Source organism: Acinetobacter sp. YH12102 (genome assembly GCF_013419125.1).
GTDB lineage: Bacteria > Pseudomonadota > Gammaproteobacteria > Pseudomonadales > Moraxellaceae > Acinetobacter > Acinetobacter pseudolwoffii.
In genome coordinates this window covers 102,909-121,742 of record NZ_VPAS01000005.1, presented here as the reverse complement: position 1 = coordinate 121,742, position 18,834 = coordinate 102,909, and the positions used below count along the sequence as shown (strand labels likewise).

Genomic DNA, 18,834 nt, shown 5'->3' with positions numbered 1-18,834 from the left:
TCCTCAATCGAGGAGCTTTTTTGAATCAAGGTAGCAGCTTATTTTTCAATAATCGCTGTAACACCCTGACCACCGGCAGCACAGATCGATACCAGTACACGACCTGAACCTTTTTGAGCAATCAGTTTGGCTGCCGTCGCAATAATACGACCACCAGTTGCTGCAAAGGGATGACCGGCTGCAAGTGATGAGCCTTTCACGTTCAGTTTTACACGGTCAATTGAACCGAGTGGCGCATCCAGACCTAAACGCTCTTTACAGAATGCTGGATCTTCCCATGCCTTTAAAGTAGACAGCACTTGAGAAGCAAATGCTTCATGAATTTCATAATAGTCGAAGTCCTGAAGTTTTAGGCCCGCACGTTCCAGCATGCGAGGAACAGCATAAGCAGGTGCCATCAATAAACCTTCTTTCTTCTCGACGAAATCAACTGCTGCAGTTTCCTGAAAAGTCAGATAAGCCAAAACTTCATGACCATTGGCTTTTGCCCATTCTTCAGACGCTAGCAGAACGCAAGAAGCACCATCTGTCAGTGGGGTAGAGTTACCCGCAGTCATGGTACGCGCATCGCCCTTACCAAACGCAGGTTTAAGCTTCGCCAGTTTCTCGACTGAAGAATCAGCACGCAGGTTATTGTCACGCTCTAAACCCAGGAATGGCGTGATCAGATCATCAAAGAAACCTTCTTCATAAGCTGCTGCCATTTTCTGGTGTGAAGATGCAGCAAGTTCATCTTGCGCTTCACGGGAAATACCCCATTCTAGTGTGGTAATCGCCTGATGATCACCCATAGACAAGCCAGTACGTGGCTCACCATTTTTAGGTGCGTCCATCAATTCTTTGATATTAATTTTGGTCAAGGCTTTTAAACGGTCTTTGGCAGTTTTGGCAATGTTCAATTCAAGCAGCGCTTTACGTAAACCGTCACCAAATGCAATGGGCGCATCAGAGGTGGTATCTACACCACCGGCAATTCCTACTTCAATTTGGCCCAGTGCAATTTTGTTTGCCACTAAAAATGCAGCTTGTAAACCCGTACCACACGCCTGCTGGATATCATAAGCTGGGGTTTCTGGTGCCAGTGCCGTATCCAGAACACATTCACGAGTCAGGTTAAAGTCACGGCTATGCTTCAGGACAGCACCTGCAACCACTTCACCGACACGTTGACCTTGCAGATTAAAACGCTCTACCAGACCATTTAATGCTGCGGTCAGCATGTCCGAGTTAGAGGCAGTAAAATAGGCACCATTCGAACGTGCAAATGGAATACGGTTGCCACCAAGAATAGCAACGCGGCGAACTGTGTTTTGGCTCATATTATTATCCTGTTGAACAGAAGGCTGTGTTTTTGAAACTGAATCTGTTTGAGTTGATGTCGTCTGACTGCTACTGCTCGCTGTACGACGGGTACGCGGAGTTTTAGCCGGACTTTTAGCTGCAGCAGCGGCTGTATCCGTGTTTTTAGTGCTACGCTTAGCACGCGTTGATGATTTTGACACAGCTGGAGATGCGGAATTCTCGACTGCTGGATTTTCTTGAGTTGTTTTGCTCATAAGGCTTTTCCAAGCAAATTGATCGTCTTCTTGTGGCTTACATTAGCATAGATGAGTATATGCTGTATTGACTACAATGACATTGCAGACTGCGCTCAGGTCAAGTCATCTGCCAGATATCTCAAGTATGATTGGGTAGAATCTGGTAGATCTATTGCAATATAAGTATCTGGCATTATATTGAAGTTAAAGGATAACTTTAGATCGATCAAAAATTAATTTGTATGAGAGATAATAAACATGACTGATCAGTACCAAACTTTCGCAAAATCTCCTATTGGTAAATTTGTCATTAAAAATCTGGGCTTGCCATCCCCAATTTCCCTAGACCGTTTCGAGTCTGCAACGCCAGTGGTAAAAGGCGCTGTGTTATTCGGTGCTGCACCTGCGAGTGTATTGACCGGTTCTATTGCCCAGGTACTGGCCAATATTCATGCCAATAGCTATGCAGGCAATAATGCGGAACTGCAACAGGCAGCGGCGAAATCGGGTCTGAACCTGAATGCATTTAATACTGGCGATAAAGAATCCAGGTTTAAAGTGGTTATTTTTGATGCTTCTGGTATTGAAAATTCAGAGCAGTTGAAATCACTTTATGAATTCTTTAATCCGATTGCGCGTCAGATTCAAAGTTCTGGTCGTGTGGTCGTGATCGGCACAACACCTGAATCTGCAAAATCTGTGAGTCAGGCCATTGCACAACGTGCGCTCGAAGGTTTTGTCAAATCTGTGGGCAAAGAATTTAAAAAGGGTATTGCAGCCAACCTGATTTATGTCGATGCAGGTGCCGAAGCCAATCTTGAGTCTGTGCTACGTTTTGCAATTTCTCCACGCTCTGCCTATGTGTCTGGTCAGGTTATTCGTGTATCGGCAGCAGCACAAGTAGACTTGGACTGGAGTAAGCCACTGGCAGGAAAAACGGCAGTAGTAACTGGAGCAAGCCGTGGTATTGGTGAGGCGATTGCTCATGTGCTGGCACGTGATGGCGCACATGTGATTTGTCTGGATGTCCCACAACAGCAGGCAGATCTGGATCGTGTCGCTGGTGAAATTGGCGGCTCTACACTAGCGATTGACATTACTGCAGCCGATGCGGGTGAGAAAATCAAACAGGCGGCAGCGGCGCAGGGTGGTCTGGATATTATCGTGCATAATGCAGGGATTACCCGCGACAAGACTTTGGCCAATATGAAGCCTGAGCTTTGGGATCTGGTCATTAACATCAACCTGTCAGCAATTGAACGCGTCAATGATTACTTGCTCTGCAACGATGGTCTAAATGCAAATGGTCGCATTATCTGTGTATCTTCTATTTCAGGTATTGCAGGTAATCTGGGTCAAACCAACTATGCAGCCTCTAAAGCAGGTGTAATTGGTGTGGTGAAATTCACAGCACCGACATTAAAAAATGGTATAACCATTAATGCTGTGGCACCGGGTTTTATTGAAACGCAAATGACAGCAGCAATTCCATTTGCCATCCGTGAAGCTGGACGCCGTATGAATTCCATGAGTCAGGGTGGTCATCCTGTTGATGTGGCAGAAGCGATTGCGATGTTTGCCTCGACTGCCTCTTCAGGTTTGAATGGCAATGTGGTGCGTGTGTGTGGTCAGAGCCTGTTAGGGGCTTAATTTAGAATCCCCCTAAATCCCTCTTTGCAAAAGAGGGGACTACTCCTCCCTTTGTTAAAGGGAGGTTGGGAGGGATTTATTTAAAAAGATATTCTTCCTTCTTTTAAAAAGAAGGACGTCATAAAGATAAATATTCCAAAGGTTCAGTATGAATACTCGCCATTTTAGTCAACTTCCAAAACCTTATTTAGCCTATCCAAAAGTGATTCAGGGCTTGATTTTTAAAAAGCCAAAAGCTGAAAAAGTTCTACCGCAAGTTGAATATGTGGTGGATTCATTCAAGGTCGATCAAAAGCATCTGAAAGCCTATAATGAAGTTTGTGGTTTTAAAAATAATGGCTATATTCCAGCCATTTATCTAACAGTTCTTTCACAAAGCCTGCAAATGCATATGATGACGGCTGAAGCTTTTCCTTTTCCGGTTCTCGGTCTGGTGCATATCCGCAATCAGGTCAAACAGTATCGTAAAATCGGAGTCAATGAATCTCTCACATTGTCTTGCAAGTTTGGTGAATTGCAGCCGCATGATAAAGGTGTACAGTTTGATTTCATCACCACAGTAAAAGTCGGTGATGAAGTGGTGGTGGAAGCCTTGACCACTTATCTGTCCCGTCAAAAGAGTAAAGGCAAAGCTGCAGCCAAAATCGTCGAAAACAAGACACCCGATTATGAGCTGAATGCTGAATGGGAAATTCTAGAAAATACGGGTCGCCGTTATGCCATGACATCCGGCGACTTTAACCTGATTCATATTCATGCCCTAATGGCTAAGGCATTCGGATTTAAACAGGCGATTGCGCATGGTATGTGGACCAAGGCTAAAGCTTTGTCCAGCCTGGCATTGCCCGATGCCTATGAAGCAGATGTCTGGTTTAAACTGCCCTTATATCTGCCTTCCAAAGTGCAATTCTTAACCGCGAAAGCAGCTAATGATACGGAAATCCTGATTCGTAATAGCAAAAATCAGAAGCCGCATGTCACAGGAACTGTGACCGCAATTTAAAGTACGATAAAAGCCTGAACCTGATTTAGGCTTTTTTGTTTTTAAGAAATCAATATTCTATGGATAGAATGATGCAGCCACTCAAAGATTATTTATTTGCGGATACAGCCCATTACCAAGGAACGGTAAATGAAAATTTCCGTGACCTTGCCCGTCAGTTTAGTCGCCTACAGCATGCTCGCACAGAGCAGGGTGGTGCGGCACTTGTTGTCTATTTTCAGGGACAAAAAGTCGTCGATATTTATACCGGGAAAAAATCGGAATCTGAGGCTTGGCAAACCGATACCATGTCGCTGTGTTATTCGACGGGCAAAGGTGTGCTGGCGACACTGGCACATATTCTGGCCAGTCAGGGCCTGGTTGATTATGACCAGCCTGTTGCAGAATATTGGCCTGAATTTGCGCAAAATGGTAAAGAAAATATTACTCTGGCGCATATGCTGAGTCATCAAAGCGGATTGTTTGATATCCGTAATATCATTGCCGACGCCACTGAAATGGCCGACTGGCCGCAGATGCTAGACCGAATTGCCGCGGCTGAACCACGTTTTCAAGTTGCAACAGATGCGGCCTATCAACCGCTGACCTTTGGCTGGCAGGTCGGTGGTGCATTAGAAAAAGCGACAGCTAAAACTTTAACTGAACTGATGCAGGCATATCTGGTTCAGCCTTTGATGTTGAATGGTGCTTATTTCAGTGTGCCGACCAATGAATTAGCTCGGGTAGCACTGCCGATTTTTAAAGCTAAAGCAGCCAAGTCTCAATCGCAGCCTGCGAAAAAAACAGGATCAAGAAAACCGAATCTGATGGAGCGGGCTTTGATTTGGAGTGGACAAGATCCGCAGGATTTTCAGGATGCGATGATTCCCAAAGGAATGAGGAATTTCAGTTTCTTTAGTGAGCAAGGCCTGCAAGCAATCATTCCATCCGCCAATGGAGTATTTACCGCAGAGAGTCTGGCAAAAATTTATGCCATGCTGGCCAACCGCGGCGAATGGCAAGGACAGCAATTGATCTCGCCTGAAGTTTTTCAGCGTCTCAGTCAGATTCAATGCAAAAAACGCGATCGAGTCATGCCTTTGCCGATGCACTGGCGATTGGGTTATCATCGGGTGCTTACTTTAGGTAAAGCTTCGCAAGGTTTTGGTCATATGGGCTTTAATGGTTCGGGAGCCTGGTGTGACCCTGAGCGTAATTTAAGTTTTGCCTATACCCATAATTTCCCGACAGGTTCATTGACCGGAGATTATCGTCTGTGGGGTTTGACACAGGAAACCTTACGCTGTGCTGATGCCGTCCTGACTGGACGTAAAGGTTGGCGCTAAATATCCCTGATTGGGGAGTTTAGTAAAGTCCTTAAAATATGTTATTTTGGCGTGACTCCCAGTCTGTGGTATGAAGTGATGAAAAAAGTGCTGATGATTCCTCTGGTCGCAAGCAGTGCCTTGTTTGGCTGCCAGGATCAAAACCAATCGACGGCAAATACTGCTATTGAGGCTAAAGCTCAGATTCCTGCCTGGGTCGGGAATTATCAGGGCACCACACCCTGTATGGGATGTTTTTCAAGTTGTGACGATTGTCCGGGTATGGCTGTTGCTTTGAGCTTGCATGATGATCGGACTTTTACGTTATCACGTGAAAGCTTGAGTGGGCATAACCCGATTGAAACCATTACTGGGCCGATTCGTTTTCAGGATGATACGCAACAAAAGATTGAACTGCTGAATGTCGATACCCGCAATCTGGTTTATGTGGATCTGAAAAAGCAGGTTCTGGAAATTCGTGAAGATCAAACAGGCAAACGCTACCAGATGCAAAGTGACTTTATCCTGTTTGAATCGGTCTGATTTTAAGAAAATATATGTTTTATATCCCTTTTTCAATGATTTTGATCAAGGGATTTTTATTGTTTATAAACCGGCATTCATTTCACTATTTACTAAAAAAACAGTATGCTTAGACCTGTAAAAAGGAGCATACATGTATCAAGTACTTGCGCGAAAATACCGTCCTCGTAATTTTAATGAATTGGTGGGGCAAAACCATGTTTCACGTGCTTTAACCAGCGCGCTCGAACGTGGCCGTTTGCACCATGCCTATTTGTTTACAGGAACGCGTGGTGTCGGAAAAACCACGATTGCACGTATTTTGGCGAAGTGCTTGAACTGTGAGACCGGTATCACCTCGACACCGTGTGAAGTCTGTGCGACTTGTAGCGCCGTCAACGAAGGACGCTTTATCGATTTGATCGAAATCGATGCGGCCTCACGCACCAAGGTTGAAGATACTCGCGAGCTGCTCGACAATGTGCCTTATGCACCGACTCAAGGTCGTTTTAAAGTTTACCTGATTGATGAAGTGCACATGCTGTCCACGCATTCTTTCAATGCTTTATTAAAGACTCTGGAAGAGCCACCTGCGCACGTCAAGTTCCTGTTTGCTACGACCGACCCACAAAAGCTGCCAATTACAGTAATTTCACGCTGTTTGCAGTTTACTTTGCGCCCATTGGCTGTTGATGAAATTACCGAGCATCTGGCCCAGATTTTAGGCCAAGAAAGTATTCAATCGGATCAGGATGCCATCTGGCAAATTGCCGAATCTGCTCAAGGTTCTTTGCGTGATGCCTTGTCTCTGACCGATCAGGCGATTGCCTATGGTCAGGGTGCGATTCAGCATCAGGATGTCAAAGACATGCTGGGCTTGATTGACCGGACCATTATTTATGATCTGATTCTGGCGATTCACCAGAACCAGAAAGCACAGGTCAGTCAGTTGTTGCTGCAATTCCGTCAGCAGGCTTTGGATGTGTCACTGGTTTTAGATCAGTTAATTTCGACTTTGCATGAACTGGCTTTATTACAATATCTGCCAGATTTAAGTCTGAAATATAGTGCTGAAATCAATCAAAAGATCATGCAATTATCCGGTCTGATTTCGGCTCAGGATTTACAACTGTATTATCAAGTTGCTTGTAAGGGACGCGCTGATTTACAGTTGGCTGTGACTCAGGAACAAGGTTTTGAGATGACGGTGCTACGCTTATTGGCATTCCGACCCTTACAGCCAAGCGAGGTTCCAGTCGTTCATGAAGCCGCAACTCAACCAATAGCAGCTTCTCCTACACGTCTACAACAGCCCGTTCAGACACAATTGCAGTCTGAAACAGTCACAGCAAAAACATTTGAAGCGGAACCAGTGTTTGATGATTTCTCTCTGGACGATGAGACGGATGAGGAAGCTTATACGCCATCAATGCCTGAACCATCTTCAGATGATTTTCTCCATGAAGAAAAGTCCACTAATGATCATGCACCTGAGCCTGTTCAACAGGGAGTAATTCAGACAGCGATTGAGGAAGTACAGTCTAGTGATCAGATCGTTTTTGATCCAAATGACGACAAAGGCCTGTTTGGTTTTGATGAAATCGAGAGTAGCGTAGAAGCACCGGCGACAAGCAGCAGCTCGGATGATTTCCTGCTTGAAGAGTTTATTCCTGTAGATGCTGTTACTCATGTCGAAGCAGCACAAGAAATATCTGCTGATGAGGAATTTAGTCTTGCCTCACCGGAATTGGAACTTTCACAGGAAACGATTGCTCAGCCTGTGATTGAAGAAGTCGCTCCGATTCAGACTGCGCTACCGGATGACATTTCCCAAGATTTAAATACGCAGAATCTGATGCCACAGGATATTTTAAAAATCCCTGAGCAAATGTTAGAGGGTGAGTGGAGCGTCGAAAAATGGGAATACTGGTTCCGTAACAGCCAGCTTTCTCCAGCAGTGCAGGAACTGGCACAGTATGGTGTCATGAGCGGACAGATTAATGGCCAATCCGTTTTTCATATCCCTGAGCAATACCAGCAACTTTTGACACAACTGCAACATACTCTGGAAGCTGCTTTACAACAGCAGTGGCCGCAAACTCATTTCCAGGTGAAATTTGAAAGTGTGGACCAGCTAACACCCTATACCATGCAGCATCAGCGGAAGGCTCGTGCCTTTAAACGCGCTGAAGAGCTGTTACAGGCTGAACCTGTGGTACGTGACCTGTTGCAGCAGTTCGATGGTGAATTGCAAAATATTCAGCTGAAATAGACTGGATTTTAAGGCACAACAAATCGAGATAAGGCATCCCGCATTTCGGCTGAAATCGGGGTGCTTTTTCGTGTCTCACGATCGACAAATACATGAACAAAATTACCCTGAGCTGCAGCTGTATCCGAATTGCGTTTAAAAATGGCCAGATCGTAGCTCAGTGATGAATTTCCCATGCTTTCAATGGCCACGCCCACTTCAATAATTTCCGGATAAGACAGTTCCTGATTAAACTGGCAGTTGGAGCTGACCACCAGCCCAATCATCGGAGAGTATTTCGGATCAAAGGCCGCTTCCTGAATCAGCAGGGCATTGGCTGCGGTGTCAAAATAACTGTAATAAGTCACATTGTTGACGTGGCCATACAGGTCATTGTCTGCCCAGCGGGTCTGAATGGGCAAGAAAAAGGCATAGTGTTCGCGTTGTTTGATCGTGGCTTTCATCAGGATTCGCTCTCAGCTAGACAAGGCTTAGTGTGGAAATAGATTTAGGCATAAATCGCCTGGTAAATCTGGTAAGCGTCATCCAACTTGAGTTCGCGTGGATTGTTCTGCAACAGCCGGCTTTGTTGCATGGCATCTTCTGCCATAACCATCAACATCTGTTCTGGTACATTTAACTGCTTTAATTTTAAGGTTAAGCCGCTCTGTATCAGATGATTATTAAAATGATCAATAAACAGATCGGTCAGTCCATCATGACAACCTTTACTGTGGGGATCTAACCAGGTCATCAATTCGGCATAGAGCTGTTTGGCTACAGGTGCATTAAATTTTAAGACTTCGGTCAGCACCAAAGCATTGCTATGTCCATGCGACAGATGAAAATGCCCACCGAGTGGATAAGCCAGCGCATGCACGGCGGCAACCGGTGCGTTGGCAAAGGCTTGTCCGGCCAGCATGGAACCGACCAGCATATTTTGACGGGCATCTAGATCATGACCATCTTGCAGAACACGTTGCAAATTGGCATTCAATAATCTTAAAGCCTGTTTGGCCAGCATATCCGAATAAGGATTTTTCTTGTGTTTTGAGGTATAGGCTTCAATGGCATGTACCATGGCATCGATTCCGGTGGCAGCGGTAATCTGTGCCGGCAAATTCCGAGTGAAAGTCGCATCCAGAATAGCAATATCGGCATAGAGAATAGGCGCGACAATGCCGCTTTTGGTGGTTTCACCTGTAGTAACAATCGAAATTGGTGTGACTTCGGAGCCCGTTCCGGCTGTGGTGGGAACCAGAATTAGAGCTAAACGTGGCCCGGTGGCATTATCGACGCCATACAGATCGGAAAGCGTCTGATGCTGCTCAGGATGCGCCAAAATCGCAATCAGCTTGGCCACATCCATCGAGCTGCCACCACCAAAGCCTAGCACCACATCAATCTTTTCCTGCTTTGCAAAAGCTGCTGCTTCAAGCACTACGTTATCGGGCGGGTCAGCCTGAACATCTGAGTAAATCACATAATCCAGACCGGCAGATTCAATAATATCCAGAATCGGCAGATGTAATTGCTGCTTCAGCATACCCGGGTCAGTCACCAGTAGAAGACGTTGATAACGGCCATTTTTTAGAATTTTAAATAATTCCTGAATCGTGCCTAGTCCGGCAATGATATTGGGGACGGTTTGAAACTGAAAACGATTCATGGCGATATCCTTGATTTTTTTATTGCAAATACGAGATTATTCTATGGTTGTGAGATAGGAATCAGTATATAAATAACTTAACATAAGAATCCTTAAAATAAAGTAGCTCTGAGGTTGTTTATGTCATCCAGAACGCCATACAAGGTGTTATGTGTTTGTTTGGGAAATATTTGCCGCTCTCCCACGGCAGAGGTGGTACTCAGACATTATTGTGATGAACAGCAACTGAATATTGTGGTCGATTCTGCTGGAACCAGTAATTATCATCCGGGCAAGGCCCCAGACCTGCGTAGCCAGCAGCATGCACTGAAACGTGGCTATGATCTGTCAACGCTTCGCGCACGTCAGCTGACCACGCATGATTTTATTGATTATGATCTGATTCTGGCAATGGATCTGGAAAACCTATCTAATATCCAGAATATACAGCGTCTGGCCGAAACTGAGTTCGGTCATTTACGTGCACGCGTTGCATTGATGAGTGAGCATGATCAGGATTATCCACAACAGGCCTTGCCCGATCCTTATTATGGCGAAGCGGATGGTTTTGAACGGGTGCTCGATCAGTGTGAGTCCAGCAGTCAGGCATGGGTTGAAATTTTCAAACAGAATGTACACAAGGTTTAAGCAATGCAGATTCAAACTCAGGTTCAACTTAAACCCTTTAATACCCTAAATTTAGAAGCCGTTGCTTCACACTATGCCCATATTCAATCGACCGATGATCTGCTGGCGGCACTGGATTTTGCTGAACAGCAACAGTTAAATGTGCTGATTCTGTCAGGTGGCAGCAATATGTTGTTGCCTGAACAGATTCACGCACTGGTTTTGCATATCGATATTCAGGGCATTGAGATGCTGGATGGCGATGATCAGTCGCAACGTTTACGCGTGGGCGGCGGGCAGGGCTGGCATGACTTCGTGCTCTGGACTACAGCACAAGGTCTGTATGGTTTACAAAATCTGGCCCTGATTCCTGGGCGTGTTGGTGCATCACCGGTACAGAATATTGGCGCCTATGGCGTCGAAGTTGGCGAGTTTATCGATTCGGTTGCAGTCTATGACCGGCAGCTCAAACAGTTTGGCTCGATTAGCGCAGCAGATTGCCAGTTTGCCTATCGACATAGTATTTTTAAAGATGATCCAAACCGTTATGTGATTACCCATGTGACTTTTAAATTACTGAAACAGCCAGATTTGAAACTGAATTACGGTGACTTAAAGACAGCCGTCGGTGATACGCTTACAGCAGAAAACCTGCAACAGCAAGTGATTCAGATCCGTCAAAGCAAATTACCTGATCCGCAAGAATTTCCCAATGTGGGGAGTTTTTTTAAAAACCCGCTGGTAGATCAGCCGGTCTTTGACCAGATTGCGGCATCTTTCCCGAATTTACCCCATTACCAGCAAGCCAATACTCAAGTTAAACTGGCAGCGGGCTGGCTGATTGATCAGGCTGGCTGGAAGGGCAAACAGTTGGGGTCTGTCGGCATGTTTCATAAACAGGCGCTGGTCTTGGTGAATTATGGTCAGGCCTCTCTTACCGATGTGCGTAAAACTTATCGTGCAGTACAGCAGTCGGTCTGGGAAAAATTCAAGCTGCTGCTGGAACCAGAACCTGTATTGTTTGACCAAAATGGATTGATCCGTTCTCATCAGGATGAAAAATGATATGAATAAAACCCATTGGATGGTACGTTTGCTACAAGTGGTCACTGGACTGTTTGTACTATTCGGCTGTCTACTGGTGTTGGTTTATACCCCTTTTTACTCGCAAATGATCGTCAAGGGCTTAAACCAGTTTGTATCTTTAGAACTTAATGAAGTAGCAGCGCAAAGCCAGAAAATGGCAGCATTGAGCGAGCATGAAAATCTGGAACCTGGCTCCGATTTATGGATTGCCCGTCAGGCATATTTAAAGGTCATGGAAAAGGATATCCAACAAAACAATTCTGCCAACCTGATTCTGATTCAGGCACGTTATAAAGCGCTGCAACAGGTCATTGAAGAACATCAGCGTGAGCAGCAAAGTCCGCCGGCTCAAGTCCCATTATTATATTCACAAGTACCGACAGAGCCGGTTGATCCGACTGCAAATGTTCGGAAGTTGCTGGAATGGGACAGCAATGAAAACAAAGAACGTATTGAACAATATATTGAGTTCCTGAGTACGCATCCTATAGAACAAGAAGAGGCCAGCTCGGTACAAGAAACCGCCGAAGAGGAAATTCAGCAGGACCTGGCTTTACTACAAGATCAGCAACAAGTGAAACCGGCGAATAGCTCCCAGCCTTATGCCATTGTGGTGTTGGGTGGCGGTTTAACGCTAGATGAGAAAGGTGAAGAGATTGTGGTCAATCACTATACGCGTTTACGTCTGGAAACCACGCTGGCGGTAGAAAAACATTATCAGTTACCGATTGTGCTGAGTGGTGTAGAAGCGCCGTATATGCAGCGCTGGTTGAAAAACCACGATGTTGATGCCAAATTGCTGGAAGATCGCAGCATGAATACCTGTGAAAATACCCGTTTCAGTTCATTATTATTACAAAAGAAAGGTGGAGCACCGACTGTGATTCTGATTACGGATCGTTATCATATGCCACGGACCCGCCGTTTATTTGCTTTAAATGGCATACAAACCATTCCGGTAGAGGCACCGATGCCGAAGCCTTTGACACGATGGCGTCCAAGTGCGCAAAATTATGATCATAGTCGTCGTGCCAATTATGAAATGTTGGCGACCATGCGCGATATGTGGTTTGGATCTAGTGACTGTCGGGAGGTGCCATAATGTCTGATATCCCATTTTTAAATCCCACGATCCTGAAGCAACTTGATTTACCCATCCCAAGCCGGGATATAACGCCACAACTCTTGCCGCCGTTAAACCTGAATCGTAGTGATGAGCCGCCAATTGATCTGCAATCCTATCGCAAGCTGTATGGCTTTGATTTATTGGACTGCAAACACTGGCAAGGCTATGTACAGATGCCATTGTTTAAATTACATGTACAGGTATTTGAACCAAACCTGGAAAATACCCGCTTTGACAAGATTCAGGGCACTGCTTTCTTGCTGCATGGTTATCTGGAACATAGCGGGATTTATCAGCCGATTGTCAAAGAGCTGCTGGAGCAAGGTTTTAGTGTATTGACCTATGATCTGCCCGGACATGGTCTGAGTGATGGTTCACCTGCCAGCATTCAGAATTTTGATCATTATCAGCAGGTTTTGCATGCCGTACATCGCTATGTACAACATGCCGCGCAATTGCCCAAACCTTGGGTCGGCATTGGACAAAGTACCGGTGGTGCAATCTGGATGCATCACTTACTCGAATTTGCACAGCGCCGCGAAAATCCTTTTGTAGAACGGGTTTTGCTGTTATCACCATTGATTCGTCCTGCGAAAACAGCCTGGTGGCATAACTCGGTCGGGCTTGGCATTATTAGCCGGATCAAGCGTGAAGTTCCCCGGCATTTCAGACGCAATAACCATAATCCGGAGTTTCTGCGTTTTATCCGGCTTAAAGATCCGTTACAGCCGCGGATGATGGGTATGGACTGGATTCTGGCGATGTCGCGCTGGATGCTGGAAATGGAAGCGCGTCCGGCCTGTCGTATTCCGGTCTGGCTGGCACAGGGTGCACAGGATCAGACCGTAGACTGGCGCTATAATATCGAATTTATCCGACGTAAATTCCGTCTCCAGACCTTACTGATGCTGGAAGAAGGTTCGCATCAACTGATCAATGAACGCGCGGATATTCGTGCTGCATTGACCGGCTTGATTCCTGCCTTTCTACATGCACAGGGCAGTAAAACCTATTATTGATCTACAATTCAATGTGAAAAAAGGCGTTTGATTAAACGCCTTTTCTAATTTAACTGTATTGAGTTAAAATTTATCCAGTTTAGCCAGGTTCCACATCCGGAAGTAGAAGTTCTCCTCATCCTTATTTTCACAGGATAATAATTCTCCCTCTTTCAACCAAAAATGAATCTGCGCAAAGTTCTTTATTTCGTGATTATTCACACGTTGCGCCAGATGATGTGCCTTAATCGCCGAAGGGTGTTTCAGGCCTGCTGAAGCAATCAGTTCAGACAAGGCGTGTAAGGTGTTTTTATGATAATGAAACACGCGTTCTGCTTTGGTGGGCACATGTAAGGCCTTTTGACGATCTTTATCCTGTGTGGTGACACCGACAGGACACTGGTTGGTATGACAGCTTTGAGCCTGAATACAGCCGACGGCAAACATAAAACCACGTGCCGAATTCACCCAATCTGCCCCAATCGCGAGCGTGCTGGCAATATCAAATGCACTAATAATTTTACCACTTGCACCAATTTTGATTTTATCTCTTAAACCTGCACCAACAAGGGTATTATGCACAAATAGTAAACCTTCTCTTAGGGGTGCACCGACAAAGTCGATTAACTCAATGGGTGCAGCGCCCGTTCCACCTTCAGAGCCATCGACGACGATGAAATCGGGATAAATCTGGGTGTGCAGCATGGCTTTGACCATACTCATAAACTGCCAGGGCTGCCCCAGACATAGCTTGAATCCGACCGGTTTTCCGTTGGAAAGTTCACGTAATCGTTGGATGAAATTCATCATTTCAATCGGGGTGCTAAAGGCGGGATGACTAGAGGGTGATACGCAATCATGTTCACGGCTGATGCCCCGGATTTGGGCAATTTCTTCCGAGATCTTGCTTTTAGGTAAAATACCGCCATGTCCGGGTTTAGCCCCTTGTGATAACTTGATTTCAATCATTTTTACTTGCGGTAATTTGGCTTGTGCCGCAAAGCGTTCCGGATCAAACTGTCCATCTAAGGTACGGCAGCCAAAATAACCACTGCCAATTTCCCAGACCAGATCGCCCCCATATTCAAGATGATAGGGGCTGATACTGCCTTCACCGGTATCATGGAAAAAATCACCTTTTTGAGCGCCGAGATTCAGCGCACGGATTGCATTGGCACTCATACTGCCAAAGCTCATGGCTGAAATATTTAAAATGGAAGCAGAGAAGGGCTGTGTACATTGCTCATTGCCGATCAGGATACGGAAAGTTTGTGGATCGGCCACCTTACATGGCGTCAAAGAGTGACTGATAAATCTATAATTGTCTTCATAGACATTGAGAATTGAACCGAAAGGTTTATCTGAATTTTCATTTTTCGCCCGCTGGTACACCAGACTACGTTGCATACGGGAAAAGGGCAGTGCATCGCGGTCGGCTTCAATAAAATATTGACGAATCTCCGGACGAAATTCTTCGAAGATAAAGCGGAAATGTCCCATGATGGGGTAGTTTTTCAGAATAGAATGCTTGTTTTGCAGTACATCATACAAACCCAACAGGCTCAGGAGTATACTCAGAATCCACAGGGTATTCACCAAAGTTTGCGGCATAAAATAATAGATATAACGCGGCGAATAACCGATATGGAATGTGGTAAAAATCACTGCAATCAGAATGCAGGCAAACCAGACTGAATGGCGAGAAAAGAAAGTATTGAGCAGCTTGTGCCGTACTAATTGAGCAGGGTTAGCCATTGTAAAATTAAGTCCCTATTTCTACTTCTATAGGGCTTTATGATGTGCAGAGCCAGGTATCTTATGCAAGCATAGAATTGTTATTCAATTTTATAAACTTGCCAAAAATCATACCCAGACAGGCAATCAATCAGTAGCAATTGCAGATAAATTTTGCGGAAAAATTCCTATAGAAAAAATATGCAAAGCACATATATTCTATTTATTTCACAGGCAGAGTGAATGCTTTTATAGTCGATTTATCACCCATACAGGAGTTATAAACCATGACAAAAAAATCCATTCGCTTTAATAATGCCGAACTGGCTTGCTCATGTCTCAGTTCTGTTTAAATATTGAGGTTTCATCCAATCTGCATTTCGGGGTATTAGAGAAAAGCAGGTTGGTACAGCGGTAGACCACCAGAACAATCATAAAAATACAAGCATAATTCTCCAATCCCCAATCTGGGGATTTTTTTATTCTGGAATTATTAAAGCTGAATGAAATCCATTTGGTTAAGGGTTTTCCTCATCCATCTGGCTAACTGCATTGGACACCATACTGGGTTCAATATGTTTAATCTTTTTACCAAAGCTGCGCAGCCACCACACCAGTTGTGAAGTAAAAGGAACCGTTGCACTAATCAGCGACATACCATTGTCCAGTTTTTCAATCTTCTGATCTTTACTGAGCTGACTTTCCTCAAAATAATGTGCATCCGATTCCGACATGCTCAGTTTTAGCATGACATTTTCAGTAGGGTGATTGAAATCCACCCGGAAGCCCAATGCACCAGAATCGATATAGTCATCAATATCAAAATTCACCGGATGCAGGGCACGTGAATTGAGAACTACTGCCGATTTAAAACGGTGCAGGGCAAAGGTCTGAATATCAGATTTGTCATGACGGGTACAGACCAGATAAATGATGGAGCCTTTTTGCACCAAAGCCAGTGGATTGAGGATATAAGTCTTTTCTTCGCTGTTGTGACCGCGGCCCTGATAGACACATTCCAGCTGTTTGTCCTGCAACAAGCCTTCATATACCGCCTGCTGTGCAGTCTTATCCACGAACGGTGGAATGAGCGGTTGGGTGGCAGGCACAATCCGTACCCGATTAATCCATTGGCGGACATTGTTTTGCGAGGACAGACTGCGGCGTGCCAGATCAAACCAGGGATTCATTTCTTCGATCAGGCTCGGTGGCAGCAAATGTTTTAAATGTTCTTCGACCATCATAAAGGTGACCGCCTGTGAGCTGGTCATATGCGGCAAGCTTTGCAGCGGTGCATCTGAGCGCCAACGCCAGCCTTGTGGTGTGGTCTTGCTGCTTTCGATTGGAAAGCGCTGCGCAATCTGGTTCAGGTCACGCTGAATGGTACGCAGGCTGATATCAATTCCTTCGCGATTCAAGATTTCCTGTAATTCACGTGTTCCCATCCATTTGCCGGTAGAAAGACGCGACAAGATTTGCCATTGGCGATACAGGCTATTCGAGGTTTCTTTTTCTTGTGCTGACATAATTTATTTTGCTGGCGATAAAGAGGATGGGATTTAGGCTTAGACTAACACAATAAAAAAACTCTCATTTTTTCGCAAGTCTTTCTGCGCAACAATTGTCCTACAAACTAAAAACAACTTGGTAAGAAATGGCATTGAGTTCAGGGCGCATTTATTAGATTAATGGTAGTCGCAATATAGGTTCAATGGCATGGATATTGCTTTGATTTAATTATAATAGATGATAAGACGAGGTTTGTATGCTTAAAGGAAATCGGGATACAAATGTAATTGAAAAAATTGATAATTTTAGTTCCCAAAATCTTGGGAAAAATTTTATAGAGGCTAAAACAGCAACGGTATCGACTACAGCAAATCCACAACTTTTATTTCAACAGTTGTCTTCAAAATTCTTTAATGAAATGCAGGATGAGCAAGTCATGTCCAGTCAGGCAAGTCAAAGACTGGAAGAATGGTTATCCCAACACACGCTGGATGAATTGAATGCTCTGAATCAGGTGGCAAAAGAACATTTTTTACATCATGGCATTAGCTTTACGGTTTACGAAGATAAAGAGGGGGTAGAGCGAAGCATTCCTTTCGATATCATTCCACGAGTGATTGACCGCAAACAGTGGAATATGGTGGCTCTGGGGTCGGCACAACGCGTGCGCGCACTGAATCTGTTTTTACATGACATTTATCATCAACAGGATATTTTAAAAGCCAATATCATTCCTGAACTCCAGATTTTGACGCATGAGGCTTATCAGCCGCATATGTATCAACATAGCCTGAAAGGCAGGATTTATAGCCAGATTAGTGGCATTGATGTAATACGTGATTCCAAGGGCGAATTTTATGTCTTGGAGGACAATCTTAGAACGCCATCAGGTGTCTCTTATATGCTGGAATGCCGTAAGATTAGCCAAAAGCTGATGCCGAAAATATTTGAACAGTCCAAGATTGCTGGAATTGAGCAATACCCGCAGCTTTTAAAAGAAATCCTGATCGAAAATGCCCATGTCGACAAACCCTTTGTCGTAGTGCTGACGCCAGGGCGTTTTAATAGTGCTTACTATGAGCACGCCTTTCTCGCAAGAGAAATGAATGTACCGTTGGTAACATCACGTGATCTTTTTGTTGATGACTCGAAGGTTTATGTAAAAACTATACGTGGTCGCCAAAGAGTCGATGTTATTTATAGACGGGTCGATGATGCTTATCTCGATCCATTATGCTTTAAACCGGAGAGTACCCTGGGTGTACCTGGCTTAATGTCAGCTTATTTACAAAATAATGTCCTGATTGCCAACGCACCGGGTACAGGTGTCGCAGATGACAAATCGATTTATCCATATGTCGATAAAATGATTCATTTTTATTTGGGTGAACAGCCAATACTAAAAAATGTTCCGACGTATCAATGTCGTAATCAGCAAGATTTAAGCTATGTTTTGGCCCATCTGGACCAGCTGGTGGTAAAAGAAGCTCAGGGTTCGGGTGGTTATGGCATGCTGATTGGGCCACAGGCTTCGAAACAGCAAATTGAATTTTTCAGGGAGAAAATTTTAGCTGCGCCGCATTTGTATATTGCGCAGCCAACTTTGGACTTATCGGTTAGTCCGACTTTGACCAATTTTGGTATTGCTGAACGTCATATTGACTTGCGCCCATTTGTCTTAAGCTCGCCTTACCGTACTGAAATTGTGCAGGGTGGCTTGACACGTGTAGCGATGCAGCCCGGTTCACTGGTGGTGAATTCATCACAGGGTGGCGGTATTAAAGATACCTGGGTAGTCGACAATTTACATTCATAATATTCCAAAGAAGGAAAATGTC

At 44.8% G+C, this 18,834-nt stretch carries 15 protein-coding genes; 10 read left to right on the top strand and 5 right to left on the bottom strand.

From position 1 onward, the window contains the following. Positions 1-38: 38 nt before the first annotated feature. The gene (locus FTU42_RS06815) at positions 39-1,556 is read right to left on the bottom strand and encodes an acetyl-CoA C-acetyltransferase (protein WP_180083193.1); all 1,518 of its coding nucleotides are present in this window, start codon (positions 1,554-1,556) and stop codon (positions 39-41) included. 240 nt (positions 1,557-1,796) lie between these two features. Here FTU42_RS06815 and FTU42_RS06810 point away from each other — a divergent pair, with 240 nt between their 5' ends. The 5 genes from FTU42_RS06810 to dnaX all read left to right on the top strand — a co-directional run bounded on the left by FTU42_RS06810 (position 1,797) and on the right by dnaX (position 8,289). Continuing rightward, positions 1,797-3,188, top strand: a complete 1,392-nt coding sequence (locus FTU42_RS06810) for a 3-oxoacyl-ACP reductase (RefSeq protein ID WP_100355357.1) — start codon at positions 1,797-1,799, stop codon at positions 3,186-3,188. A 148-nt stretch (positions 3,189-3,336) separates the two neighbouring features. Further along, a complete protein-coding gene (locus FTU42_RS06805; protein WP_005170469.1) occupies positions 3,337-4,191 on the top strand; it encodes a MaoC/PaaZ C-terminal domain-containing protein in 855 nt (284 codons plus the stop codon). A 71-nt stretch (positions 4,192-4,262) separates the two neighbouring features. Beyond that, on the top strand, positions 4,263-5,516 hold the full coding sequence (locus FTU42_RS06800; RefSeq protein WP_005097266.1) for a serine hydrolase: 1,254 nt from the start codon (positions 4,263-4,265) through the stop codon (positions 5,514-5,516). Between the two features lie 78 nt (positions 5,517-5,594). Beyond that, on the top strand, positions 5,595-6,038 hold the full coding sequence (locus FTU42_RS06795; protein WP_034608473.1) for a copper resistance protein NlpE N-terminal domain-containing protein: 444 nt from the start codon (positions 5,595-5,597) through the stop codon (positions 6,036-6,038). Between the two features lie 133 nt (positions 6,039-6,171). Next, entirely contained in the window at positions 6,172-8,289 is a 2,118-nt protein-coding gene (gene dnaX, locus FTU42_RS06790; protein ID WP_180083192.1) for a DNA polymerase III subunit gamma/tau, read from the top strand. Positions 8,290-8,297: 8 nt separating this feature from the next. Here the strand turns inward: dnaX and FTU42_RS06785 are convergent, their stop codons facing one another. Beyond that, the gene (locus tag FTU42_RS06785) at positions 8,298-8,732 is read right to left on the bottom strand and encodes a thioesterase family protein (RefSeq protein ID WP_005170474.1); all 435 of its coding nucleotides are present in this window, start codon (positions 8,730-8,732) and stop codon (positions 8,298-8,300) included. A 44-nt stretch (positions 8,733-8,776) separates the two neighbouring features. Further along, entirely contained in the window at positions 8,777-9,937 is a 1,161-nt protein-coding gene (locus FTU42_RS06780; RefSeq protein ID WP_005170476.1) for an iron-containing alcohol dehydrogenase, read from the bottom strand. 120 nt (positions 9,938-10,057) lie between these two features. On the opposite strand from FTU42_RS06780, the gene FTU42_RS06775 reads away from it, so the two are divergent. Genes FTU42_RS06775 through FTU42_RS06760 form a run of 4 tightly spaced genes read left to right on the top strand, consistent with a single transcriptional unit; the run spans position 10,058 to position 13,774 of the window. Next, positions 10,058-10,564 (top strand): low molecular weight protein-tyrosine-phosphatase, encoded by a 507-nt coding sequence (locus tag FTU42_RS06775; protein WP_005170478.1) that lies wholly within the window; start codon positions 10,058-10,060, stop codon positions 10,562-10,564. Between the two features lie 3 nt (positions 10,565-10,567). Next, positions 10,568-11,608: a UDP-N-acetylmuramate dehydrogenase gene (gene murB, locus FTU42_RS06770; RefSeq protein ID WP_074383230.1), complete on the top strand. Its 1,041-nt coding sequence runs from the start codon at positions 10,568-10,570 to the stop codon at positions 11,606-11,608. 1 nt (position 11,609) lies between these two features. Beyond that, complete coding sequence (locus FTU42_RS06765; RefSeq protein ID WP_180083191.1) at positions 11,610-12,731, top strand: YdcF family protein; 1,122 nt, start codon at positions 11,610-11,612, stop codon at positions 12,729-12,731. Continuing rightward, positions 12,731-13,774 (top strand): alpha/beta hydrolase, encoded by a 1,044-nt coding sequence (locus FTU42_RS06760; RefSeq protein ID WP_005097254.1) that lies wholly within the window; start codon positions 12,731-12,733, stop codon positions 13,772-13,774. The genes FTU42_RS06765 and FTU42_RS06760 overlap by 1 nt, the downstream gene beginning before the upstream one ends. 63 nt (positions 13,775-13,837) lie before the next feature. Here FTU42_RS06760 and FTU42_RS06755 read toward each other — a convergent pair whose 3' ends face one another. Together FTU42_RS06755 and FTU42_RS06750 are read right to left on the bottom strand one after the other, a co-directional pair. Then, entirely contained in the window at positions 13,838-15,508 is a 1,671-nt protein-coding gene (locus tag FTU42_RS06755) for an FMN-binding glutamate synthase family protein (RefSeq protein WP_180083190.1), read from the bottom strand. A 497-nt stretch (positions 15,509-16,005) separates the two neighbouring features. Further along, positions 16,006-17,013 (bottom strand): YafY family protein, encoded by a 1,008-nt coding sequence (locus tag FTU42_RS06750; protein WP_005097252.1) that lies wholly within the window; start codon positions 17,011-17,013, stop codon positions 16,006-16,008. Between the two features lie 239 nt (positions 17,014-17,252). Here FTU42_RS06750 and FTU42_RS06745 point away from each other — a divergent pair, with 239 nt between their 5' ends. Beyond that, positions 17,253-18,812, top strand: a complete 1,560-nt coding sequence (locus tag FTU42_RS06745; protein ID WP_100535296.1) for a circularly permuted type 2 ATP-grasp protein — start codon at positions 17,253-17,255, stop codon at positions 18,810-18,812. The last annotated feature ends 22 nt before the right edge of the window (positions 18,813-18,834 follow it).